This window comes from Nocardioides sp. BGA-UO-ETr-FS32 (assembly GCF_059567905.1).
This window is the reverse complement of record NZ_JCAQOX010000014.1, coordinates 406,440-428,440: the sequence shown is the minus strand read 5'-3', so window position 1 is coordinate 428,440 and position 22,001 is coordinate 406,440. Positions and strand designations below refer to the sequence as shown.

Annotated in this window: 19 protein-coding genes; 11 read left to right on the top strand and 8 right to left on the bottom strand. The window is 72.4% G+C overall.

Going from position 1 to position 22,001, the window contains the following annotated elements:
• The first annotated feature begins 4 nt into the window (after nucleotides 1–4).
• The 5 genes from AC57BS_RS11920 (at nucleotide 5) to AC57BS_RS11900 (ending at nucleotide 4,901) form a co-directional block, all read left to right on the top strand.
• Entirely contained in the window at nucleotides 5–1,174 is a 1,170-nt protein-coding gene (locus AC57BS_RS11920) for an RNA polymerase sigma factor (RefSeq protein ID WP_496411658.1), read from the top strand.
• 95 nt (nucleotides 1,175–1,269) lie between these two features.
• A complete protein-coding gene (locus tag AC57BS_RS11915; protein WP_496411657.1) occupies nucleotides 1,270–1,995 on the top strand; it encodes a response regulator transcription factor in 726 nt (241 codons plus the stop codon).
• Nucleotides 1,995–3,434, top strand: coding sequence for a sensor histidine kinase (locus tag AC57BS_RS11910; protein WP_496411656.1), 1,440 nt, complete (start codon nucleotides 1,995–1,997; stop codon nucleotides 3,432–3,434). Before AC57BS_RS11915 ends, AC57BS_RS11910 begins: the two co-directional genes overlap by 1 nt.
• A gap of 21 nt (nucleotides 3,435–3,455) precedes the next feature.
• Nucleotides 3,456–4,301, top strand: a complete 846-nt coding sequence (locus AC57BS_RS11905) for an SDR family NAD(P)-dependent oxidoreductase (RefSeq protein ID WP_496411655.1) — start codon at nucleotides 3,456–3,458, stop codon at nucleotides 4,299–4,301.
• 30 nt (nucleotides 4,302–4,331) lie between these two features.
• Nucleotides 4,332–4,901, top strand: a complete 570-nt coding sequence (locus tag AC57BS_RS11900; protein WP_496411654.1) for a DUF402 domain-containing protein — start codon at nucleotides 4,332–4,334, stop codon at nucleotides 4,899–4,901.
• Here the strand turns inward: AC57BS_RS11900 and AC57BS_RS11895 are convergent.
• Nucleotides 4,879–6,255: a threonine/serine exporter family protein gene (locus AC57BS_RS11895; protein WP_496411653.1), complete on the bottom strand. Its 1,377-nt coding sequence runs from the start codon at nucleotides 6,253–6,255 to the stop codon at nucleotides 4,879–4,881. The two genes, AC57BS_RS11900 and AC57BS_RS11895, sit on opposite strands and share 23 nt — an antisense overlap.
• Nucleotides 6,256–6,334: 79 nt before the next feature.
• Here AC57BS_RS11895 and AC57BS_RS11890 point away from each other — a divergent pair, with 79 nt between their 5' ends.
• Together AC57BS_RS11890 and AC57BS_RS11885 are read left to right on the top strand one after the other, a co-directional pair.
• Nucleotides 6,335–7,468 carry a glutamate--cysteine ligase gene (locus AC57BS_RS11890; RefSeq protein WP_496411652.1) on the top strand — a complete coding sequence of 378 codons (1,134 nt, stop codon included), beginning with the start codon at nucleotides 6,335–6,337 and terminating at the stop codon, nucleotides 7,466–7,468.
• 94 nt (nucleotides 7,469–7,562) lie between these two features.
• Entirely contained in the window at nucleotides 7,563–8,966 is a 1,404-nt protein-coding gene (locus tag AC57BS_RS11885) for a WS/DGAT/MGAT family O-acyltransferase (protein ID WP_496411651.1), read from the top strand.
• Between the two features lie 92 nt (nucleotides 8,967–9,058).
• On the opposite strand, the gene AC57BS_RS11880 is transcribed toward AC57BS_RS11885, so the two are convergent.
• Entirely contained in the window at nucleotides 9,059–10,291 is a 1,233-nt protein-coding gene (locus AC57BS_RS11880; protein WP_496411650.1) for a site-specific DNA-methyltransferase, read from the bottom strand.
• 102 nt (nucleotides 10,292–10,393) lie between these two features.
• On the opposite strand from AC57BS_RS11880, the gene AC57BS_RS11875 reads away from it, so the two are divergent.
• Complete coding sequence (locus AC57BS_RS11875) at nucleotides 10,394–11,788, top strand: phosphodiester glycosidase family protein (protein ID WP_496411649.1); 1,395 nt, start codon at nucleotides 10,394–10,396, stop codon at nucleotides 11,786–11,788.
• 10 nt (nucleotides 11,789–11,798) lie between these two features.
• On the opposite strand, the gene AC57BS_RS11870 is transcribed toward AC57BS_RS11875, so the two are convergent.
• A complete protein-coding gene (locus AC57BS_RS11870) occupies nucleotides 11,799–12,395 on the bottom strand; it encodes a hypothetical protein (protein WP_496411648.1) in 597 nt (198 codons plus the stop codon).
• 106 nt (nucleotides 12,396–12,501) lie between these two features.
• Here AC57BS_RS11870 and AC57BS_RS11865 point away from each other — a divergent pair, with 106 nt between their 5' ends.
• Together AC57BS_RS11865 and AC57BS_RS11860 are read left to right on the top strand one after the other, a co-directional pair.
• Nucleotides 12,502–13,509: a GTP pyrophosphokinase gene (locus tag AC57BS_RS11865; protein ID WP_496411647.1), complete on the top strand. Its 1,008-nt coding sequence runs from the start codon at nucleotides 12,502–12,504 to the stop codon at nucleotides 13,507–13,509.
• Nucleotides 13,510–13,544: 35 nt separating this feature from the next.
• Nucleotides 13,545–14,714, top strand: coding sequence for a calcium:cation antiporter (locus AC57BS_RS11860; protein ID WP_496411646.1), 1,170 nt, complete (start codon nucleotides 13,545–13,547; stop codon nucleotides 14,712–14,714).
• A 170-nt stretch (nucleotides 14,715–14,884) separates the two neighbouring features.
• On the opposite strand, the gene AC57BS_RS11855 is transcribed toward AC57BS_RS11860, so the two are convergent.
• Genes AC57BS_RS11855 through AC57BS_RS11835 form a run of 5 tightly spaced genes read right to left on the bottom strand, consistent with a single transcriptional unit; the run spans nucleotide 14,885 to nucleotide 20,514 of the window.
• Nucleotides 14,885–15,700, bottom strand: coding sequence for an ABC transporter substrate-binding protein (locus AC57BS_RS11855; protein WP_496411645.1), 816 nt, complete (start codon nucleotides 15,698–15,700; stop codon nucleotides 14,885–14,887).
• Between the two features lie 4 nt (nucleotides 15,701–15,704).
• Complete coding sequence (locus AC57BS_RS11850) at nucleotides 15,705–16,301, bottom strand: GTP-binding protein (RefSeq protein ID WP_056906137.1); 597 nt, start codon at nucleotides 16,299–16,301, stop codon at nucleotides 15,705–15,707.
• Complete coding sequence (locus AC57BS_RS11845) at nucleotides 16,282–16,650, bottom strand: DUF742 domain-containing protein (protein ID WP_129455222.1); 369 nt, start codon at nucleotides 16,648–16,650, stop codon at nucleotides 16,282–16,284. Before AC57BS_RS11845 ends, AC57BS_RS11850 begins: the two co-directional genes overlap by 20 nt.
• A 13-nt stretch (nucleotides 16,651–16,663) precedes the next feature.
• On the bottom strand, nucleotides 16,664–17,101 hold the full coding sequence (locus tag AC57BS_RS11840) for a roadblock/LC7 domain-containing protein (RefSeq protein ID WP_496411644.1): 438 nt from the start codon (nucleotides 17,099–17,101) through the stop codon (nucleotides 16,664–16,666).
• Nucleotides 17,098–20,514 carry a sensor histidine kinase gene (locus AC57BS_RS11835; RefSeq protein WP_496411643.1) on the bottom strand — a complete coding sequence of 1,139 codons (3,417 nt, stop codon included), beginning with the start codon at nucleotides 20,512–20,514 and terminating at the stop codon, nucleotides 17,098–17,100. The genes AC57BS_RS11840 and AC57BS_RS11835 overlap by 4 nt, the downstream gene beginning before the upstream one ends.
• A 303-nt stretch (nucleotides 20,515–20,817) precedes the next feature.
• Here AC57BS_RS11835 and AC57BS_RS11830 point away from each other — a divergent pair, with 303 nt between their 5' ends.
• A complete protein-coding gene (locus AC57BS_RS11830; RefSeq protein WP_496411642.1) occupies nucleotides 20,818–21,999 on the top strand; it encodes an endonuclease in 1,182 nt (393 codons plus the stop codon).
• The last annotated feature ends 2 nt before the right edge of the window (nucleotides 22,000–22,001 follow it).

Genomic DNA, 22,001 nt, shown 5'->3' with positions numbered 1-22,001 from the left:
GACCGTGACCGACCCCTTCGACGAGGCGACGCTCCGCTCGCTCGTGCCGTCGGTGATCGGAGTCCTCGTCCGCCGCGGAGCCGACTTCGCGGCGGCCGAGGACGCCGTCCAGGAGGCGCTGGTCGAGGCGGTGCGCTCCTGGCCGGACGACCCGCCGCGCGACCCCAAGGGCTGGCTCGTCACGGTCGCGTGGCGGCGGTTCCTCGACGTCGTACGCTCCGAGACCGCGCGGCAGCGCCGCGAGCTCGCGACGGACCTCGAGCCCGCCCCCGGCCCGGCGCAGGACGCCGACGACACGCTGCACGTCTTCTTCCTGTGCGCGCACCCCGCGCTCACGCCCGCCTCGGCGGTGGCGCTGACCCTGCGCGCGGTGGCCGGCCTGACGACCAGGCAGGTGGCCGAGGCCTACCTCGTGCCCGAGGCCACGATGGCGCAACGCATCAGCCGTGCCAAGAAGACCGTGTCCACGGCGTCCTTCGACAACCCCGGCGACCTCGCGACGGTGCGGCGGGTGCTCTACCTCGTCTTCAACGAGGGCTACTCCGGCGACGTCGACCTCGCCGCCGAGGCGATCCGGCTGACCCGCCAGCTCGCGACCCTGGCCAGCCCCGACGGCCAGGACCCCGAGACCGAGGGCCTGCTGGCGCTGATGCTGCTCCACCACGCCCGCCGGCCGGCCCGCCTGCGCGACGACGGCACCCTGGTGCCGCTGGCCGAGCAGGACCGCAGCCTCTGGGACACCGCGCTCGTGCAGGAGGGGGTGGACGTCCTGCAGGCCGCGCTCGCCCGGCAGCAGCGTGGCGAGTACCAGCTCCAGGCGGCCATCGCCGCGCTGCACGCCGACGCACCGAGCACCGGGGAGACCGACTGGGTGCAGGTCGTCCAGTGGTACGACGAGCTGCTGGCGCTGACCGGCAGCCCCGTCGTACGCCTCAACCGCGCCGTCGCCGTGGGCGAGGCCGACGGCGCCCGGGCCGGCCTCGCGGCGCTCGCCGACGTCGACCCCGGCCTGCCACGGCACCGCGCGGCCGCGGCGTACCTCCACGAGAAGGCCGGGGACCTCGACAACGCCGCACGGTTGTACGCCGAGGCGGCCGCGCTGGCGACGAACCTCGCCGAGCGCACCCACCTCACCAAGCAGGCGGCCCGCCTGAACGCCTCGGTGGGCGAGTAGGTCTCGATACACCCGCTCGCTGGCGCTCGCGGGCACTCGACCACCGAGAAGAGGGACAGGCGTCGCACAGCGAGCACACAGGAATCCGCGGCAGGATGCTGCCCGTGCAGCAGCTGACCCGCGCCGACGGCTCCCCCGTACGCGTCCTCGTCGTCGACGACGAGGTCAACATCGCCGAGCTCCTCGCGATGGCGCTGCGCTACGAGGGCTGGGACCTCCGGATGGCGCACAGCGGCACCGACGCCGTCGCGACCGCGCGCGACTTCCGCCCCGACGCGGTCGTGCTCGACATCATGCTGCCGGACTTCGACGGCCTCGAGGTGCTGAGACGGATGCGCGCCGACGGCAGCGACGTGCCCGTCCTCTTCCTCACCGCCAAGGACGCGGTCGAGGACCGGATCGCCGGCCTCACCGCGGGTGGCGACGACTACGTCACCAAGCCGTTCTCGCTCGAGGAGGTCGTGGCCCGGCTGCGCGGGCTGATCCGCCGCGGCGGCACCGCGGCGCAGGCCGACGCCGGCAACGTCCTGGTGGTCGGCGACCTCACCCTCGACGAGGACAGCCACGAGGTGCACCGCGGCGGCGACGAGATCACGCTGACGGCGACCGAGTTCGAGCTGCTCCGCTTCCTCATGCGCAACCCGCGGCGGGTGCTGAGCAAGGCGCAGATCCTGGACCGCGTCTGGCAGTACGACTTCGGCGGGCAGGCCAACGTCGTCGAGCTCTACATCTCCTACCTGCGCAAGAAGGTCGACGCCGGCCGCGAGCCGATGATCCACACGATGCGCGGCGCGGGCTACGTCCTGAAGCCGGCCCCCTGATGAGACTCCCCCGCCTCCGCCCCCTGACCCTCACTGCGCGCCTCGTCGCGGTGGTGGTGCTGCTCGTCGCTCTCACGGCCGCCGTGATCGGCACGGCCACGACGCTGGCCATGCGGGAGAACCTCGACCGCCAGCTCGACCAGGACGTCCGCGCCACGCTGTCGCGGGCCCTGGACGTGCCGGGCAGCCCCCGGCCCCCGACGCCCGAGGGATTCCGGGGCGAGGACGACTTCGGCCCGATCCGCGAGCTCGGCCTGCTGACCGCGGTGCTGCCCGACGACGAGACCCCGCAGGGCATGGTCGTCTCCGAGCGGGAGGGCCGCGGCTGGGAGGCCTCCACCGCCCTCACCAGCGCCCAGCTCGACGCGCTGGCAGGGCTGGAGGAGTCCGACCGCGACGTCCGCACCGTCGCGGTGCCGGGCCTCGGCGACTACCGCGTCGCGGTGGCCGAGCTCGAGGGCGGGCGACTGGTCACCGGGCTGCCGCTGGACGAGGTCGACCGGACCATCACCGACCTCGTCCGCCTCGAGCTGCTGGCCACGCTGCTGGGGATCGCGCTCGCGGCGGCGGTCGGCGCGGTCGTCGTACGCCGTCAGCTGGCGCCGCTGCGCGAGGTCGCGGGCACCGCCCACCGGGTCGCCGAGCTCCCGCTGGCCTCGGGCGAGATCGACCTGTCCGAGCGGGTGCCCGACAGGCTCACCGACGAGCGCACCGAGATCGGCCAGGTCGGCTCGGCGCTCAACGCGATGCTCGACCACGTCGAGGACTCCCTCGGCCAGCGCCACCGCAGCGAGCAGCAGGTGCGGCAGTTCGTCGCCGACGCCTCGCACGAGCTGCGGACGCCGCTCGCCACCATCGCGGGCTACACCGAGCTGGCCCGTCACCGCCCCGAGACCAGCGGCACCGCCCTCGACAAGGTCGAGACCGAGTCGGCCCGGATGACAGCCCTGGTCGAGGACCTGCTGCTGCTCGCCCGCCTCGACTCCGGCCGCCCACTGGAGCGCGAACCCGTCGACCTGTCGCGGCTGCTCCTCGAGGCCGTCGACGACGCGCGGGTCGTCGACGCGGAGCGCTCGTGGCGGCTGTCCCTGCCGGACGAGCCGATCACCGTCACCGGCGACGAGGCGCGGCTGCACCAGGTCGTCAGCAACCTGCTCACCAACGCCCGTGCGCACACGCCGGCCGGCTCCACCGTCACGGTCACCGCGACCCCCCATGGCTTCACGGTCCACGACGACGGGCCGGGCTTCGTACCCGACCTGGCGCCCCACGCGTTCGAGCGGTTCACCCGCGGCGACGTGGCCCGGACGCGGGGCGGTGCCGGCCTCGGGCTCTCCCTCGTCCAGGCCATCGTGGCCGCCCACGGCGGGTCGGTCGCACTCGCCAGCTCCCCGGGCGACACCACGATCACGGTCGCGCTGCCCTCCCCACAGCAGTAAACGAGAGTTACAGTTGCTCCCATGAGCCTGACCACCCTCCGCGACAAGGTCGTCGTCATCACCGGCGCCGGGTCCGGCATCGGCCGCGCCCTCGCCCTCCGCAGCGCCGGCGGCGGCGCGCTCCTCGCGCTGTCCGACTGGGACGCCGACGGGCTCGCCGAGACCGTACGGCTCGTCGAGCAGGCGGGCGTCGCCACCCACATCCCGAAAGTGCGCCACGACGTGGTCGACGTCTCCGACCGGGCCGCCGTCGCGGCCTGGGCCGCGGGCGTCGTGGAGGAGTTCGGCCGGGTCAACCTCGTCGTCAACAACGCCGGCGTGACCGCCACCGGCGACTTCACCGAGCTGTCCTACGAGGACCTCGACTGGATCGTCGGCATCAACTTCCACGGCGTGGTCCACGGCTCCAAGGAGTTCCTGCCCCACCTGATCGCCAGCGGCGACGGCGCCCTGGTCAACATCTCCTCGCTGTTCGGGCTGGTCTCCGTGCCCGGCCAGTCGGCCTACAACGCCACCAAGTACGCCGTGCGCGGGCTCACCGAGGCGATCCGCGGCGAGATGCTCGTCGCCGGCCACCCGGTGACCGTCACCTGCGTGCACCCCGGCGGTATCCGTACGGGCATCAGCCGCCACGGCCGCAAGGCGGCCGGTCTCGACGGCGCCAGCATCGACGCCCTCTTCGAGAAGAAGCTCGCCCGGATGTCGCCCGACCGGGCCGCCGAGATCATCCTCGACGGCGCCCTCGCCGGGAAGGCCCGCGTGCTCGTCGGCATCGACGCCCACGTCATCCACCACTTCGCCAAGCTCGCCGGGTCGCGCTACCAGGACGTGGTCGCGCGGGTGACCTCCCGCATGCCCCTGCGCTGATCCGCACTCGCCAGCGCCTAGGTTGGGCGCATGGAGCCCGGGACCCAGATCCGCTGCGAGATGACGAAGTGGGGCGACCGGCCGCACTGGCGGTTCGAGGGCATCCACCTCGGGTCGGACGAGCACGGCGAGTGGCTCGGCTTCCCGCAGGGCACCCACAACGAGCGGCCCGGGCACCAGTTCCACTCCGCGGTCGACGCCGTGACGCTCGTCCAGCCCGATCGCTGGCACCTGCCCACCTTCCAGGCGCCCGGCATCTGGTGCGACCTCTACGTCGACGTGACGACGCCCGCGGCCTGGGACGGCCTCGTGCTCCGGGCCGTCGACCTCGACCTCGACGTGATCCGCCTGCCCGACCCGCTCCCGCCGGTGGAGTCTGCTCCGTGGGACGAACCACCCGCCGGCCCCGGCGAGGTCTTCGTCGACGACGAGGACGAGTTCGCCGAGCACCAGGTCACCTTCGGCTACCCGGCCGAGGTGATCGCCAGCGCGCAGGCCTCTTGCGACGAGCTCGTCGCGGCCGTGCGCGCCGGCCTGCCGCCGTACGACGGCACGCACAAGCGGTGGCTCGAGGCCCTCAGTCGGCTGACTGCTTCCTGAGCGCCCGCTGCTCGGCGCGCGTCATTGCCCGGAACGGCCCGACCAGGCGCGGGCCGGCGAGCCGGCTCTCGAGCTTGCGCGCCTCGCGCTTGAGCGGCTGGGCGACGTACTCCCCCAGGATCACCCCGGAGGCGAGCGCGATCGCGACCGAGATCGCCGTCATCAGCGCGAGGATGCCCTGCGAGACGAAGAAGCCGCCGTCGGCCAGGAATGTCAGGCCGCGATAGATCGACAGGCCGGGCAGGAACGGCACGATCGCCGGCACCGCCACGACCAGCGGCGGGACGCGGACGCGCCCGGCGACAGCATAGGCGACGAGGCCGATGAAGAACGCCGCCGCGCCCGCCGCGGCGGCCCGACCGAAGCCGGCGACCGTGACGGCCTGCGAGATCCCCGCCGCGACGGCCGTGATGAGGGCGACCGGCAGCACCGCGCGGCGAGGGGCGTAGGACGCGACGCTGAAGGCGGCCGCCGCCACCGCCGCGCCGCCCAGCACCGCCGGCAGGTCGGAGATGCCGTACGCACCGGGCACGAGCTGTCCGAGCTCGAGGCCCACGCCGTCGGCGACCGAGATGCCCAGCGCGACGCCGGCGATGATGCCGGCGGTGGCCATCATCGCCTCGATGAGCCGGGCGCTCGAGGTCAGGTAGAAGCCGGTGAGCGCGTCCTGCACCGCGCCCATCAGGCCGATGCCGGCGAGCAGCATGATGATGTTGGCGGTGACAACCAGCGAGGGGTCCACGTCGATCGGGGTCGCCGCGACGCCCGCCGCCAGCAGCGTCGCGATCGCACCACCGGCGACCTGGAGGTAGAAGAACGGAAGCCGGCGGCGGGCCAGCACGATCTGCACGCGGTCGATCAGGGCGGCGGCGACGGCGGCCACGACCGAGACGACGGGCCCACCGCCGAGGAAGACGCCGACGGCGGCGGCCATCACCATCCACGCCACGGTGACGCCCCAACGTGGCAGGGCGTGGCCGAGGGAGACGATCGTGGCCATCCGCGTGCGAGCCAGGTAGAGGTCGGCCCGGTCGGTCAGCACGTCGCGGACGAGGTGGTCGACCGCGGTCAGGTCCTCGTAGTCGATGTCGCGCTGCCGGACGTGGCGCATCATCAGCGTCGGCACGTCGTCGGCGGTGCGCTGGTGGCTCATCGACAGCGCGGTGAAGGTCACGTCGATCTCGGCCTGCCGCAGGCCGAGGTGGTCGGCCACGGATCGCATGGTCGCCGTCACGTCGGCAGCGCCGGCTCCCGACGACAGCAGCATCTCGCCGATCCGCAGGCACAGGTCCATCGTGAGGTGGACCTCGCGGGCCCGCGCTGCCAGGTGCTCGGGGTCGTCGTGCTCGTCCACCGGGCCATGGTGGCACCGCCGACAGCGGCGCTGTCACAGGGGTGAGCCCTCGTCGGGGGCACGTCCCTAGACTCGACGCATGCGCATCGACTTCCACGCGTCGCCGGCGCCCACGCTCGGCGTGGAGTGGGAGTTCGCGCTCGTCGACCGGACCACTCGCGACCTCGTCAGCGTCGCCTCCGAGGTGCACGAGCTGGCGGGCGGTCGCCTCGCCGAGCCCCAGCGGCTGCACAAGGAGCTGCTGCGCAACACGGTCGAGGTCGTCACCGGGATCTGCGACACCGTCGGCGAGGCCGTCACCGACCTGCGCGACACGCTCGCGGTCGTCGTGCCCGCGGCCGCCGAGCTGGGGGTCGACCTCCTCGGCGCCGGCTCGCACCCCTTCGCCGACTGGTCCCACCAGCAGCTCACCGAGGGCCACCGCTACGCCGAGCTGATCAACCGCACCCAGTGGTGGGGCCGCCAGATGCTGATCTGGGGCGTCCACGTCCACGTCGGGATGCCGGAGCGCGACCGGGTGATGCCGGTCCTGTCGTCGATCCTCACGACCTACCCCCACCTGCTCGCGCTGTCGGCGAGCTCCCCGATCTGGGCCGGGCAGGACACCGGGTACGCCTCCAACCGCGCGCTCATGTTCCAGCAGCTGCCGACCGCCGGGCTGCCGTTCGCGTTCGACACGTGGGCCGAGTTCGAGAAGTGCATCGAGGACCAGACGACCACGGGGATCATCGACTCGATGGCCGACGTGCGCTGGGACGTACGCCCCGCGCCGCACTTGGGCACCCTCGAGCACCGGGTGTGCGACGGGATGTCGGACATCGGCGAGCTCGCCGCGTTGACGGCGCTCGTGCACTGCCTGGTCGTCGACCTCGACACCCGGCTCGCCGCCGGCGAGACGCTCCCCACGATGCCTCCGTGGCAGGTGCAGGAGAACAAGTGGCGGGCCGCGCGCTACGGCCTCGACGCGATCGTCATCGTCGACGACCACAACCGCGAGCGCCTGGTCACCGAGGACCTCCACGACCTGCTCGAGCAGCTCACCCCGGTCGCGAAGCGCCTGGACTGCGAGGCCGAGCTGCGCACCGTCGCCGACATCCCCACCCGCGGCGCGTCCTACCAGCGGCAGCGTGCGGTCGCCAAGGAGTCGGGAGGCGACCTCGTCGCGGTCGTCGACGCCGTCGTGGCGGAGCTGGCGCACTCCCTGGAGGCCTGAGACCGCGCGGCGCCCTTGTGGCAGTCGTCACCGGGACGAGAGGATGCCCGGACGCACTCGCACCCGGGGGCGGGTCGCAACGGAGGAGAAGTCAGTGGTCAACCCGATCGACCCGACGGCGACCGGCTTCCTCCTCGCCGAGAACCGCAACATGCCGATGCACGTCGGCGGGCTCCAGCTCTTCGAGAAGCCCGAGGGCGCAGGTCGCGGCTACGTCCGCGAGATGTACGAGCAGATGCGCGACGTCGAGCAGGTCGCGCCGCTGTTCCTCAAGCACCCGCACCGCTCCGCGCGTACGGCCGGGCAGCTGGTGTGGCAGCCCGACGAGCAGTTCGACATCGAGCACCACGTGCGCCACAGCGCGCTGCCCAAGCCGGGCCGGATCCGCGAGCTCCTCGAGCTGTGCTCGCGGCTGCACAGCACCCGCCTCGCCTGGGAGCGCCCGCTGTGGGAGGCCACCGTCATCGAGGGCCTGCGCGACGGCCGGGTCGCGATGTACACCAAGACCCACCACGCCCTCGTCGACGGCGTCTCGGCGATGCGGCTGCTCGCGAGCGTGCTGTCGACCGACCCCGACGAGCGCGACATGCCCGCCCCGTGGGCGCTGCGTCCGCGCGGGCCCCGCGAGGAGCAGCCGTCCGACGACGGCGCCTCGCTGGCCGACGTCTCCGCGGCCACCGTCCGTACGGCCCTCGCGATCGCGTCCGAGGCCGCCGGGATGCCCGGCGCGCTGATCCGTACGCTCAACAAGAGCGTGCGCAACGAGACGTCCGCGCTGTCGCTCTACGCACCGCGCACGATGCTCAACCAGAGCATCACCGGCTCGCGCCGCTTCGCCGCCCAGGACTGGCCCGTCGAGCGCCTGCGCGGGGTCGGCAAGGCCACTGGCACGACGATCAACGACGTGGTGCTGGCGATGGTCAGCGGCGCGATGCGGACCTACCTGCTCGACCTCGACGCGCTGCCCGAGACGACGCTCATCTCGATGGTGCCGGTGGGCCTCAACGCCAAGCAGTCGCAGCTCGCGTCCTCCGACGGGGGCAACGCGGTCGGCGCGGTGATGGTGCAGCTCGGCACCCACCTCCCCGACCCGGCCGACCGACTCGCGGCCATCCACCGCTCGATGCAGGACGGCAAGCAGAGCCTGTCGTCGATGACCCCGGCGCAGATCCTCGCGATGAGCGCCCTCGGCCAGGCGCCGGCCATCCTGGGTCCGATCTTCCGGATGCAGGGCATCGTCCGCCCGCCCTACAACCTGATCGTCAGCAACGTCCCCGGCCCGCGCACGACGCACTACTGGAACGGCGCGAAGCTCACCGGCACCTATCCCCTGTCGATCCCCATCAATGGCATGGCGCTCAACATCACCTGCACCTCCTACGACGGCAAGATGTGCTTCGGCCTCACCGGCTGCCGGCGTACGGTGCCCCACCTGCAGGTGCTGCTGCAGTACCTCGACGACGAGCTGAAGGCCCTCGAGAAGGCCGCCGGCATCTGACCCGGGCGCGGCACCGCCGCCGCTCTGGAGTCACCGGATATCCGGTGACCGACCTGCTTACGGGTAGAGATCTCTACCTGTAACCAAGGAACTCACCGGATATCCGGTGACTCCAGACCGACCACCTCGAGGCCGCCGCCGACCTGCGCGGCCACGGCGGCCAGCCGTGCGCGGGTGATGTCGGCGACCGTGGCCAGGCCGGCGAGCCGGGCGTTGGAGCGCTCACGGGTGGGTTCGGCGGAGTTGATGCTGACGCAGCGACGGGTCCCGCCGTCGGCGGCGTTGGCCGCGGCGACGGCATGGCCGGTGGTCCCGCTTCCGGCGAAGGGGTCGAGCACGACGACGTCGTCGGGCAGCGTCGAGAGGATGCGCCGCACCAGCCCGGTCGGCTTCGGCGACTCGAAGACGTGGCCCACCAGCGCCTTGAGCTCGGCGACCGCGGTGTCCGTCGAACCGATCTCCTCGGCCAGCCAGATGGTCCGCAGCTTCTTGCGCCGCCCGCCCTCGCGGTGCAGCCAGTCGCGTTGGAAGATGTCGGCGCGCTCGCCCGCGCGCCCGCGGATCACCCGGCACTCCAGGTCGTCGGGCCGCTCGTCCACGCGCGGCCTCGACCACCGCCACACCGCCGGGCGCCCGTCGCCGAAGACCGGCGTGAGCTCCAGGCTCCCCTCGAACGCCGCCGTCGCGACACGGCCGCTGACCGGGTCCCCGTGGAGCGGGTAGTGGAGGGTCGGCGCGGAGAGCGGGTTGAACTTCTTGTTGGTGTTGCGCAGCGGGAGGTAGCGGAAGCGCCGGCCGTCCGGACTGGTCAGCGGGAAGTCGGCCTCGTCCACCGACTCGGTGGTGCTGCCGTCGACCACGCACCCCGGCAGGTGGCGGGCGTACGCCAGGACGTACTCGTGGCTCGTCGCGAACCCGCGTCCGAGCTGGCGGCCCTTGGGGTTGAGGTTGACCACCACCTGGGCGAGGAAGTTGGCCTCGCCGAACACCTCGTCCATCAGCAGCCGCAGGTGCGCGACCTCGTTGTCGTCGATGCTGACGAACACCGCCCCGTGCGGGGCCAGCGCCTCGCGGACGGCCTCGAGGCGCGGGCGCATCATCGCGGTCCACGCGGCGTGACGCCCGGCGTACGGGTCGGGGTGCGAGCCGTCGCGGAAGCGGTCGGCGTAGGCGAAGTCGTTGCCGGTGTTGTAGGGCGGGTCGGTGTAGACGACGTCGACCGACCCGGGCGCGAGCCGGGGCAGCACGTCGAGGTTGTCGCCGACGTGGAGCGTGTTCCACACCGGTCCGTCGTGAGCGGGCTGGGCAGGGGGCTCGACCGGCACGCCCGACAGCGTAGGCCGTCCACGCGGGACGGCAGGGCCGTACGACGGGCCGCAGATCCCAATTTTCCCACCCGTCCCACTATCTCCTTTACTCTGGAGCGCGTGCCTTCCTCCACGCGTCGCTCCCTGACCGCCCTCCGCCCCGTGTCGGCTCTCCGCTCCCGCAAGCTGGCGGCCGCCACCGCGGGCGTGCTCGTCGCCGGTCTCGCGCTCAACGTCGGCGTCGGCCCGTCGGCCGCCGACGACGGCGACGCCCGGGACCGGGCCCTGACCTCCGGGACCGACAGCGGCTACCGCGGGCGCAACCAGACGTCCGACGGCAAGCCCGGCACCGTCGTCGGCCCGCCGGTGAACTTCCGCGGCCGCACGGCGCAGGTCAAGAACGACGTGAGCTACGAGATCGCGCCCGGCGTCACCCTGCGCGAGTGGGACCAGGTCGACGGCCGCCAGCCGATCGGACAGGTCCGGATGAACCTGGTGACCGTCAGCCTCGACGCGGCCAACATCTCCTTCGAGGAGCTGTCGCCGACGTTCGTCACCAGCCGCAAGACCGTCAGCCAGCTCGGCGCCTGGAGCCAGGCACTGACCGCCGTCAACGGCGACTTCTTCGACATCGGCCGGACCAACGCGCCGCTCGGCACCTCGGTCGACCGCGAGGCGGGCCTCCTCACCGGGTCGCGCGAGGGCTGGATCCCCGACGTCAACTCGACGCTGTGGTTCGACGCGGCCGGGCCGCACGTCAGCCCGATCACCGTGCAGAACACGATCCGCCAGCGCAGGAAGTGGTCGGTCAGCGGCATCAACCACCCGAGCATCCCGGCCGGCGAGATCGGCGTCTTCACCCATGCCTTCAACCGCACCCCGGGCTACCAGGTCACCGGAGGCAAGAAGCGCGCCCGCGAGGTGGTCCTGCGCAAGAACCGCGTCGTGTCCAACCGCCCGAAGCTCTCCAGCGGCAAGAAGATCGGCAAGAAGGACAAGGTCCTCATCGGCACCGGACCGTCCGCCGGCAAGCTCAAGACCCTGAAGAAGGGCAAGAAGATCACGCTCGCCACCCGGTTCGACGGCGGCAAGCCCACCGTCGCGATCAGCGGCGACCGCCCCGTGCTGGTCAACGGCGTGCGCACGGTCGTCAACAACACCATCGCCCACCCGCGTACGGCGGTCGGCATCGACGCCGACGGGCGCAAGCTGCTCATCCTCGTGGTCGACGGCCGCTCCTCGGTGAGCCGCGGCTACACGATGGTCGAGCTCGCCGACCTCATGACCGCGCTCGGCGCGGAGAACGCCATCAACCTCGACGGCGGCGGCTCCTCGACGATGTACTCGCGCGCCGGCACCGGTGCCTTCGGAGTCGTCAACGAGCCCTCCGACGGCAGCGAGCGCCTCGTGCCCAACGCGTTCGGCGTGGTCTACCACGCCGAGCTGCCGCCGGTGGTCCCGATCCTGCCGACCCCCACCCCGACCCCGACCCCGACGCCGACCGCCGCTCCCTGACGGGCGGGCCTCAGGCGTTCGGCGCGGCGAAGACCACGACGTACGTCACCGGGGCCAGGCACTGGACCGTGCTCTTCGGCAGTGCGGGCACGACCTCGAAGCCGGCCTCGCCAGCGTCGATGGCCACGCTGCGCGGAGGCTCGCACCCGGTGGACACGACCGCGCCGTAGGGCGTCGCGTCGGGCGACTGCCCGGCGAGGTCGGCCACGGCGGACTCGACCTTCTCGGGCAGCCCGGCCTGCAGGCCGAGCACGAAGTCGTCGACGGCCTGGTCGGTGTCGAGCGCGAAGGCGAGCGTCGACGGCGAGCCGCCGCCCTCGGTGGCGTCGACGAGCACCACCTCGGTGATGCCGGCGGACCCGACGGCGCGCAGCGTCGCGGTGGCGCCGTCGGACGGCTCCTGGGTGGGCGTCTCCGAGGGGGTCTCGCTGGAGGTGTCCGACGGCGTGTCGCTCGGCGTGCTCGTCGCGTACGGGTCGGTCGCGCTGTCGTCGCCTCCGGACGAGCAGGCCGACAGCCCGCCGACCAGCACGAGACCGGCGAGGCCGGTGAGGCCCGCGAGCCGGCGGCCGAGGGTGGGGTCCGGTGTGGTCGAGGAGGTCCGCATGGTCCTTCGACGATAGCCACCCCGGTCCGGCTCCCTCGCCAGGCACGCGCGTGCACGTGCGGGACGTCGCGTCGACGCCGACGGCCGGCACTGGCAGGCTGACGCCATGAGCGGCCCCGAGACCCATGCAGAGCCGGTGCGCGAGGCCGTACGTGCCTATGCGGCACGGCAGCCGCAGCTCGTCGCGGCGACCGCGGGCTGGGTCACCCTGGTCCGCACGCTGCTCGACGACGCCGGCATCGACTACCTCAGCGTCACCGGGCGCACGAAGAGCGTGGCCTCCTTCTCCGCCAAGGCCAACCGCACCGACGGCGACCGGCTCCTCTACCCCCACCCGCTCGAGCAGGTCACCGACCAGATCGGCGTCCGCGTCATCACCTACGTCCACAGCGACGTCGCGGCCGTGGCCGAGGTGCTCGACGACCAGCTCACCATCCTCGACGACCGCGACCTCGGCGAGGAGACCGCCCGGTCCGGGCGCTTCGGCTACGCCAGCCGGCACCTGCTGGTCCGCACCGACGACGGCGACGACGCCGACGGGCACCCCGAGCTCGCCGGCGAGCGCGCCAGCATCCAGGTCCGTACGGTCCTGCAGCACGCCTGGGCCGAGTTCGAGCACGACATCCGCTACAAGGGCAACGTCCCCGAGGACGCCGCGGCCGACCTCGACCGCCGCTTCACCCTGGCCGCCGGGCTCATCGAGCTCGCCGACCGGGAGTTCGCCACCATCCGCGAGCGGATCCAGAAGGCGGCGCCGGGCAGCACCACGGAGGTGGAGGCCGACCACATCGTCGGCCAGGAGCTCGCGACCTTCCTCGCCGGCCACTACAGCGACGCCGGCTGGTCGCACACCGACCACTACGACTGGATCGCCGGGCTGCTCACCCAGCTCGGCATCGACAGCATCGACGACCTCGACGACCTGCTGACCTCCGTCGACGCCGACGCCGTGATCCGCCGGATGGGCTACCGCTACCCCGCCGGAGCCGTACGCCGCCTCGATGACGCGCTGCTCGCGATCTTCGGGGAGCAGTACGTCACCCTCGAGGGCAACAGCCACCGAGTGCCGCTGCTGCGCGCCCGGCTGGAGAAGCTGACGACCCCGGAGAGCTGACCGGTCGGCTGGATCGAGCCCCCTAGGGTCATGTCATGCCCCGGCCTTCCTTGACCACCGTCCTCCCCGTGCTGGCCGCCGTGGCGCTGGCCGTCGCCTGGCCGCTGCACCCCGAGAACGCCGTCGTGCTCGGCCTCCTCGCCCTCCTGCTCGTCGGTGCGGTGCTGGCCGCGGTGCACCACGCCGAGGTCGTGGCGCACCGGGTCGGCGAGCCGTACGGCTCCCTGGTGCTCGCCGTGGCGGTGACGGTCATCGAGGTCGGCCTGATCGTCACGCTGATGATCACCGCCGACGGGGGCAATGCCGGCCTGGCTCGCGACACGGTCTTCGCCGCGGTCATGATCACCGTCAACGGCATCGTCGGCATCTCGCTGCTCGTCGGTGCCCTGAAGCACCACCTCGCGGTCTTCAACCCCGAGGGCACCGGCGCCGCCCTGGCGACCGTCATCGCCCTCGCCGTGCTGTGCCTCGTCGTCCCGTCGGTCACCACGTCGGAGCCGGGGCCCGAGTTCACCGGGGCCCAGCTCGTCTTCGCCGCCGTCGCGTCCTTGGCGCTCTACGGCATGTTCGTCTTCACCCAGACCATCCGGCACCGCGACTTCTTCCTGCCGGTCGCGCCGCAGCAGTACGTCCCGGTCGTCACGGGGCCGGGCGCGCATGCCCAGCGCACCTCGGGAGCCGGGAGGTCCGACTCCTTCGAGCACGAGCCGGTCGACGAGGACGAGGACGGGCACGCCGACCCGCCGACCGCGAAGGCCGCCCTGACCAGTCTGGGGCTCCTCGTGGTCTCGCTCGTCGCCGTGGTCGGGCTCGCGAAGATCGAGTCACCGGCGATCGAGTCGGGCGTGGCGGCCGCGGGGTTCCCGTACGCCGTGGTCGGTGTCGTCATCGCCCTGCTGGTGCTCGCACCGGAGACGATCGCCGCGGTCCGCGCGGCCGTGCGCAACCGGGTCCAGGTCAGCCTCAACCTGGCGCTCGGCTCGGCCATGGCCTCCATCGGGCTCACCATTCCCGCGATCGCGGTGGCCAGCATCTGGCTCGACGGCCCGCTCGAGCTCGGGCTCAACCAGCTCCAGACGGTCCTGCTCGTCCTGACCGCCGCGGTGGCGATCCTGACGGTCGTCCCCGGCCGCGCCAAGCCGCTCCAGGGCGGCGTGCACCTCGTGCTGCTCGCGTCGTTCCTGTTCCTGACGATCGCGCCGTAGGTCGTCGCGCAGGGCGGTGTCCCAGCCACCTTCCCAGCGCGGCGGAGGTGGCTCAGGCACCGCCCGGCCGTCGACACGCCCCGGACGCGCCTGAGCAGTGCCCCACCTACGTTCCGCTGCTGCGGAAGGTGGGTGGGACACCGCTCAAGCGGGTGCTCGCACGAGGCGGATCAGCCGAAGTACTTGGCGTAGATCTCCTCGTAGCTGCCGTCCTCGCGGAGGTCGGCGAGCGTGCTGTTGATGGAGCGCAGGAGCGGGATGTTGCCGTCCTTCTTCACCGCCATGCCGTACTGCTCGCCGGTGTCGAACTCGCGCGAGAGCTTCAGGCGCGGGTTGTCGGTGACGAACTGGCCGGACACCGTGTTGTCGAGCATCGCCGCATCGAGCTCACCGGCCGCCAGCGCCGCCTGCAGCCCGGCTGCGTCGTCGTACGCCATGACCTGGGTGGTCTCGGGGGCGAAGTCGCTGAGGTAGGTCTCGCCGGTGGTGTCCTTCTGGACGCCGACCCGCTGGCCCGCCAGCTCGGCGATCTGGTCGAGGCCCGAGCCCTTCGGGGTGATCAGCGCCTGCTTGGCGTCGAAGTAGGGGCTGGAGAAGTCGAGGACGCGGGCCCGCTCGCCGGTGATCGTCATCGCGGAGATCGCGACGTCGCACACGTCGTTGTTGAGCGAGGTGCCGGACGTGATGTCGTCGAAGGACACGTCCACCACGTCGAGGTCGGCCTTCAGTTCGTCGGCGACCTTGCGCACCAGGTCGATGTCGAAGCCGGTGGGCTTGCCCTTCTCCTCGTACTCGAAGGGCGCGTAGGGCATGTCGGTGCAGACCGTCAGCGCGCCGCTGAAGACGAGCGACACGTCGGTGAGCGCGTCGGCCTCCTCCCCGCTGGCGCTGCCGCCGCAGGCGCTCAGCGTGGCCATCAGGGCCACGGAGGACAGGACGGTCAGAGCCGTGCGGGCAGGGTTCGTACGGCGGGTGGTGCGGGTCATGGCGTCAGTTCGCATTCACGGTGAGCGACTCGCGAAGTCGCATGAGGGCGTATTCGGTGATCTTCACGAGCGCACCCTTGGCCTGCTCGCGGTCGCGGGCGTCGAGGCTGATGATCGGTACGTCGGCGGGCAGGGCCAGCGCGGCGGCGATCTCCTCGGCGGGGTAGCGCGGGACGCCGTCGAACTCGTTGACGGCGACGATGAACGGGATGCCCTTGGACTCGAAGTAGTCGAGCGGCGAGAAGGACTCGTCGAGCCTGGCCACGTCGACCAGCACGATGGCGCCGATGGCACCGCGGCACAGGTCGTCCCACATGAACCAGAAGCGACGCTGGCCGGGGGTGCCGAACAGGTAGAGGACGAGGTCCTCGGCCAGGGTCAGGCGCCCGAAGTCCATGGCCACGGTCGTGGTGGCCTTGGTGGGCACGGCAGCGAGATCGTCGACGCCCTCGGACTCGTTGGTGACGAGTGCCTCGGTGCGCAGCGGGTCGATCTCCGAGACCGCGCCGACCAGCGTCGACTTGCCGACGCCGAAGCCGCCAGCAATGACGATCTTCGTCGACGCAGCCGCACGCTGTGCCTTAGTAGTTTCGAAGTCCACGGAGGGTCCTTTCGATGAGCTCGAGACGCTCATCTGTCGACGTGCTGTCGTTGATGGTGGCCTGGATGCGGACCAGGCCCTGCTCGATCAGGTCACCCAGCAGCACCCGGGTGACGCCGATCGGCATCTTGGTCAGGGCCGACACCTCGGCCACGGAGCGCCGGTCGCAGACCTCGAGAACCTGCGCGGCGGACGGCGAGAGCACAGGTGCCTCCGCACCGGCCTGGAGGCGAAGAGTCGCCTCCATGGCCAGCTCCACCTTGGCGGCCGTCCGACCGGCGGTGAGGGTGTAGGACCGGATGAGGCGGGGGCGGTAGCCCTCGTCCTCCGGCTCGTGTGGCGGCGTCATGGCGCGGAGCCGGTCAGCCGCTCGTACCGACGCGGGCCTGGGCCTCGACGGTACGTCCCACGCGGTCCACCAGCAGGGCCATCTCGTAGCCCACCTGGCCGATGTCGGCCTCCTCGGTGGTGAGCACGGTGAGGTTGGAGCCGTCACCCACGCTCATCAGCATCAGGAAGCCCATCTCCATCTCGACGATGGTCTGCATCACCGAGCCGCCCTCGAAGAGGCGGGCGGCACCGACGGCGAGGCTGGCCAGGCCGGAGGAGACGGCCGCGACCTGCTCGGCGCGCTCGCCGGGGATGCTGGTGCTCGACGCCATCAGGAGGCCGTCGGCGGACACCAGGATGGCGTGCGCTGCGTCGGGGACGTCGTCGACGAATCGCGACATCACCCAGTCGAGGTCTCGGTCGTCACCAGCGGCGCTGGCAGCGGGGGCGGTGGCGGAGTCGTGAGTCATGCGGGGCCTGCTTCCGTGTGCTGGGTGGAACTCTGGGCTGCTCGTCGACCGCGGGAGACACCCGCGGTGTGTGCCTGGAGGCGGCGGCGGATCGCTTCGGGGTCGCGCGTCTTGGCTGCCGTGGGCGGTGTCACGCTACCGGGAACGAGCCGCTCCCCGGGGGCGCGTCGCGGAAGTCCGACGGGGGTCGACTCGACGGCCGGCGCCTCCTCGGCGACGTGCTCGGCGATCTCCCACCCGCGGTCCACCTCGGTCTCGTGGATCTGGCTCGCGTCACCGGTCAGCCAGCCCGACCGCATCGACTTGAAGATCGGCGACTCGCCGCCGGAGCGAGCGGGCTCGCCGCGGTGCGACAGGCCGTTGGAGCCGTTGGAGCCGTTGGTGCCGTTGGTGCCGTTGGTGCCGTGACCGGCGTCCAGCGCCGCGGCGGGGGGCTCGTACGCCGGCTGCTGCCAGACGGACGGCTCGGGTGCCGGCTCGGGCTCGGGCTCGGCGACCGGCTCGGCGACCGGCTCGGGCGCCGTCTGGGCGACCGGCTCCGGCGCGGTCTCCCGCGCGGTCTCCCGCGCAGGGGCCACGGGGGCGTCCAGGCCCAGCGGGTCGTTGGCGTCGACCTCGACCTCGCGCTCGGCCGACCGCGCGACGACGGGCTCCGGCTCCGGCTCCGGCTCTGCGGCAGCGACCGGCTCGGGCTCTGCGGCAGCGACCGGCTCGGGCTCGGGCTCCGGCTCCGGCTCGGCGGCAGCGACCGGCTCGTCCTCGGGAGCGGAAGGCTCGTCGAAGGCGTCCGCCGGCAGCGGGTCGGAGAGCGGGTCGTGGGCGCGTGCGGGCTCGGCCGCCGGCTCGACGACCGTCTCGTCGACGACCGTCTCGTCCTCGACCTCGGTCGTCTCCGGCGCGGCCTCGGCGACCCGCGCCTCCGGCGCGGCCTCGGCGACCCGCGCCTCCGGCGCGGCCTCGGCGACCCGCGCCTCCTGCTCGGCCTGGGCGCGCTGGCGGGCGGCGAGGGCGGTGATGGGCACCACGCGGGCGACCTTCTCCGCGCGCTCGGTGGCGGCACCCTGGCGCGGGGTGGAGTCGGCCGCAGCGGGTGCCTCCGAGGCCTCGGGGCGCTTGCCGAAGAGCGGACCGGTCGCCGTGGACGTCTCCGGCGGCAGGAAGGCGTCGGCACCCGTGCGGGGCATGTTGGCGCCTGGGTCGCGGCGCGGCAGCAGGCTGCCCAGCGGCGGGCGGTCCGGGGTCGGCTCAGAGCCCGTGGTGGACCTCGCGGCCGAGGCTGCGGGCTGCGCGGTGTCGGACGTACGCCCGGCGGCGGGAGCAGCAGTGGAGGCGGCAGCCGAGGTGGTCAGGGGCTCGAGCTCGGCCTCCTGCTTGGCGGCCTTGGCCTCCGACGCGGCGTCCTTCTTCGCGGACTTCGCCTCGGCGGCGGCGGCGCGCTCCGCGGCCTTCGCCTCGGCCTTCTCCGCGCGGGCCCGGTTGCGGGCCTCACGCTTGGACAGGACCGGAGCGGCGACGGCGGCGGTCTCGAGGACCTCTGTCGTACCGGTCGCGGCGGTGGCCTGCGCGGCGGCCGGGGCCGCCGGGGCACCGGCCTGCGGCAGGTCGGGCAGCACCGAGGGCGGGAGCGTGACGGTGGCCGTCATGCCGCCACCGGGGTTGCGGGCCAGGTGGGCCTCGATGTCGTGGCGCTCGGCGAGGCGGGAGACCACGAACAGGCCCATCCGGCGAGCGGTGTCGGGCGTGGCCTCGGCACCGTGCTGGAGGTCGCGGTTGAGCTGCTCGAGCTCGGCCGGCGGCACCCCCAGGCCGGAGTCGGTGATGGTGATCGTGACGCCCTCAGGGCCCTGCTTGGCCGCGAGGCGAACGGGCTCGGCGGGCGGCGAGAAGGACAGCGCGTTGTCGACGAGCTCGGTCAGCAGGTGGACCACGTCGGGCGCGGCCTCGTCACCGACGCGGGTGTTGAGGTGCGACAGGATCTGCACGCGCTGGTAGTCCTGCACGCCCGAGGTCGCGGCCTGCAGCGCCTCGCCGACGGTGAGGCTGAACTGGCCGGCGGCGCGGTTCGGTGCGTCGGCGAGGATCAGCAGCGAGTCGGCCGTACGACGCATGCGCGAGGCGAGGTGGTCGAGGCGGAAGAGCGACTCGAGGCGCTTGGGGTCCTCCTCGTCGTGCTCGAGGCGCTCGATCTGCGCGAGCTGCTGGTTGACCAAGGAGGTCGAGCGGCGCGACAGCGTCACGAACATCGCGTTGACGGTCTGGCGCAGCTGGGCCTCGCCCGAGGCGAGGTGGATGGCCTGGCGGTGGAGGTCGTCGACCGCTCGCGCGACCTGGCCGATCTCCTCGTTGGTGGTGACGTCGATCGTCCGGATCGGCTCGGGCTCCTGGCCGGCGCGGATCCGGGCGACGGCGTCGGGCAGGCGGTGGCGGGCCACGGCGAGCGCGCCCTCGCGCACCTTGCCGATCGGGCCGAGGAGGCTGCGGGCGACGAAGAAGGCGAGCGCGATCGCGGCGGCGAGCGCGAGGAGCGTCAGGACGGCGCCGACGAGCGCGTTGCGCTGGGCGTCGGAGGCGGCCTCGTCGAGGGTGTCGGTCACGCCGGTGACCAGCGTCTGGGTGATCTCGTCGTAGGGGACGTACGCGTCGCGGCCGTCGAGGTCGGTCGCGGAGTCGTCGCGGATCTGACCGGCGTGGCGGGTGTTCTGCGTACGCAGGATGGCCGTCTGGTCCTCGGCGCCCTCGACGGAGCCGGCGAGACGGTCGATGGCGGCGGCCTCGACGCCGATCTCCGAGAAGAGCTCCTGCGAGCTGGACTGCGACAGCGTGGTGGCGAGCAGGCCCTGCTGGAGCGCCAGCGAGAGGCGACCGCTCATGACCTGGGACAGCTGCTCGAGGCGCGGCTCCGGGGTCTCCTGGGCGGCGTTCACGCTGGTGATGAGCTGCGAGACGCTCGACTCGAGCTGGCGCACGAGCGCGATCCAGGTCGCCGGGCCGAGGGTCTCGGCACCCTCGCCTCGCATGGCCTGGCTCAGGTCGAGCAGCGCGTTGACGTGGGCGGTCTGGAGCTCGTCGAGGTCGGCGCTGTCGCGCGCCTGGACGAGGGTCTCAGCGTTGGTGTCGATGTCGCTGATCGCGTCGATCAGGTCGCCCTGGCTCGCGGCGCTGTCGGTCTGGGCGGCCACCATCGCGGCCTCCGAGGCGGTCAGGTAGTCGACCGCGGGCTGGATGATCGTGACCTGCTGGGCGCTGCGGGAGGCCTGCCGGGAGTCGCCGTAGTCGCCCGAGACACGCAGACCGCCGAGGACCGCCGCGAGCAGCAGCGGGATCGCCAGGGCCAGGGCCATCTTGCGGCCCAGCGGCCAGCCGGCGACCGAGAGACCCGTGCCCTTGCGGGGCCGGGCTGCATCCTGAGTCATGTGTGCCTCGCGTTTGGTGAGCGACTACGACGTCGAAACTTTCCCGGTGGGACCGGAGCAGACTCAACCTAAGGAGTCTTGCGACATTCCGTGGCGTTTTCGCAGAACTTGGGTGGTGGGGGTGTAAGGGGGCCTCGCGGCCCCTCGATGAGCGGTGGGCAGTGTCCCACCGGCACCACCGACCACACCAGACCCGTTTCCAAAGCGTTGTGAGTGAGGCGGTGGGACGTCCCCCGGGCCGTCGCCGTCGGTTCACCTGCGGGCCCTTCCGCGGCGGGCGCCGGTGCGGCAGGCTTCACCGCCATGACCCCACATCTCGGGAAGGGTCGTGCCCGCGCGACCTCCCTCGCCTCCTCCCTCGCCGGCTCGCTCGCCCTCCTCCTCTCACTGGTGCTGCTGCCGGCCGTCACCGCGCCCGCCACCGCCGCCACTCCCCTGACCGTCAGCCAGGCCATCGGCCAGCAGACCGGCGCGACGCAGACGGTCCGCGGCTACGTCGTCGGGCAGCCGACCGCCACCAACACCGTCGTACGCTCCAACTTCCCCAACGACTACGCGCTCGCGATCGCCGACTCGCCGTCGACGACGAGCACCTCGTCGATGCTCTACGTGCAGATCCCCTCGGCCTTCCGCTCGCAGTGGGGCCTCAGGACGAACCCGTCGCTGATGGGCAAGCAGATCGACGTCACCGGCAAGCTGTCGTCCTACTTCTCCCACCCCGGCATGACGAGCACGTCGGCGTTCGCGCTCGCGGGCGGCGGCACCACCGAGCCGCCGCCGAGCGGCGGCACGAGTCCGTGGGACTCCACCTACTACGCCCCGGCCGTCGGCAAGTCCGGCACCGCGCTGCGCACCGCGCTGCACGACATCATCGACGACCACACGAAGCTGTCGTACGACGCCGTGTGGACCGCGCTGAAGGACACCGACCAGGACCCCAACAACACCGCCAACGTCATCGAGCTCTACACCGGGCGCTCGATCTCGAAGTCGAGCAACGGCGGCAGCACCGGCAACTGGAACCGTGAGCACGTGTGGGCGCAGTCGCGCGGCGGGTTCACCACCAGCGCCGGACCGGGCACCGACCTGCACCACATCCGGCCCGAGGACGTCACGGTGAACTCGATCCGCGGCAACAAGGACTTCGACAACGGCGGCTCCGCGGTCTCCGGCTGCACCGACTGCTGGACTGACTCCAACTCGTTCGAGCCGCGCGACGCCGTCAAGGGCGACGTGGCGCGGATGCTGCTCTACATGGCGATCCGCTACGAGGGCGGCGACGGCTTCAACAACCTCGAGATGAGCTCCACGGTCGGCACGTCCTCCACGCTGATCGGCGACCTCGAGACCCTGCTGGCGTGGCACGCCGCCGACCCGGTCAACGCCTTCGAGATGCGGCGCAACGACCGCATCCACGCCCAGTGGCAGGGCAACCGCAACCCCTTCATCGACCACCCGGAGTGGGCCGGCTCGATCTGGAACTGAGC

Bases quoted from the DNA above. Each gene is read 5' to 3' on its own strand.
- AC57BS_RS11915 (WP_496411657.1), top strand. From the start codon at position 1,270: ATGCTGCCCGTGCAGCAGCTGACCCGCGCCGACGGCTCCCCCGTACGC.
- AC57BS_RS11910 (WP_496411656.1), top strand. From the start codon at position 1,995: ATGAGACTCCCCCGCCTCCGCCCCCTGACCCTCACTGCGCGCCTCGTC.
- AC57BS_RS11905 (WP_496411655.1), top strand. From the start codon at position 3,456: ATGAGCCTGACCACCCTCCGCGACAAGGTCGTCGTCATCACCGGCGCC.
- AC57BS_RS11900 (WP_496411654.1), top strand. From the start codon at position 4,332: ATGGAGCCCGGGACCCAGATCCGCTGCGAGATGACGAAGTGGGGCGAC.
- AC57BS_RS11890 (WP_496411652.1), top strand. From the start codon at position 6,335: ATGCGCATCGACTTCCACGCGTCGCCGGCGCCCACGCTCGGCGTGGAG.
- AC57BS_RS11870 (WP_496411648.1), bottom strand. From the start codon at position 12,395: ATGCGGACCTCCTCGACCACACCGGACCCCACCCTCGGCCGCCGGCTC.
- AC57BS_RS11865 (WP_496411647.1), top strand. From the start codon at position 12,502: ATGAGCGGCCCCGAGACCCATGCAGAGCCGGTGCGCGAGGCCGTACGT.
- AC57BS_RS11860 (WP_496411646.1), top strand. From the start codon at position 13,545: ATGCCCCGGCCTTCCTTGACCACCGTCCTCCCCGTGCTGGCCGCCGTG.
- AC57BS_RS11855 (WP_496411645.1), bottom strand. From the start codon at position 15,700: ATGACCCGCACCACCCGCCGTACGAACCCTGCCCGCACGGCTCTGACC.
- AC57BS_RS11845 (WP_129455222.1), bottom strand. From the start codon at position 16,650: ATGACGCCGCCACACGAGCCGGAGGACGAGGGCTACCGCCCCCGCCTC.
- AC57BS_RS11840 (WP_496411644.1), bottom strand. From the start codon at position 17,101: ATGACTCACGACTCCGCCACCGCCCCCGCTGCCAGCGCCGCTGGTGAC.
- AC57BS_RS11835 (WP_496411643.1), bottom strand. From the start codon at position 20,514: ATGACTCAGGATGCAGCCCGGCCCCGCAAGGGCACGGGTCTCTCGGTC.
- AC57BS_RS11830 (WP_496411642.1), top strand. From the start codon at position 20,818: ATGACCCCACATCTCGGGAAGGGTCGTGCCCGCGCGACCTCCCTCGCC.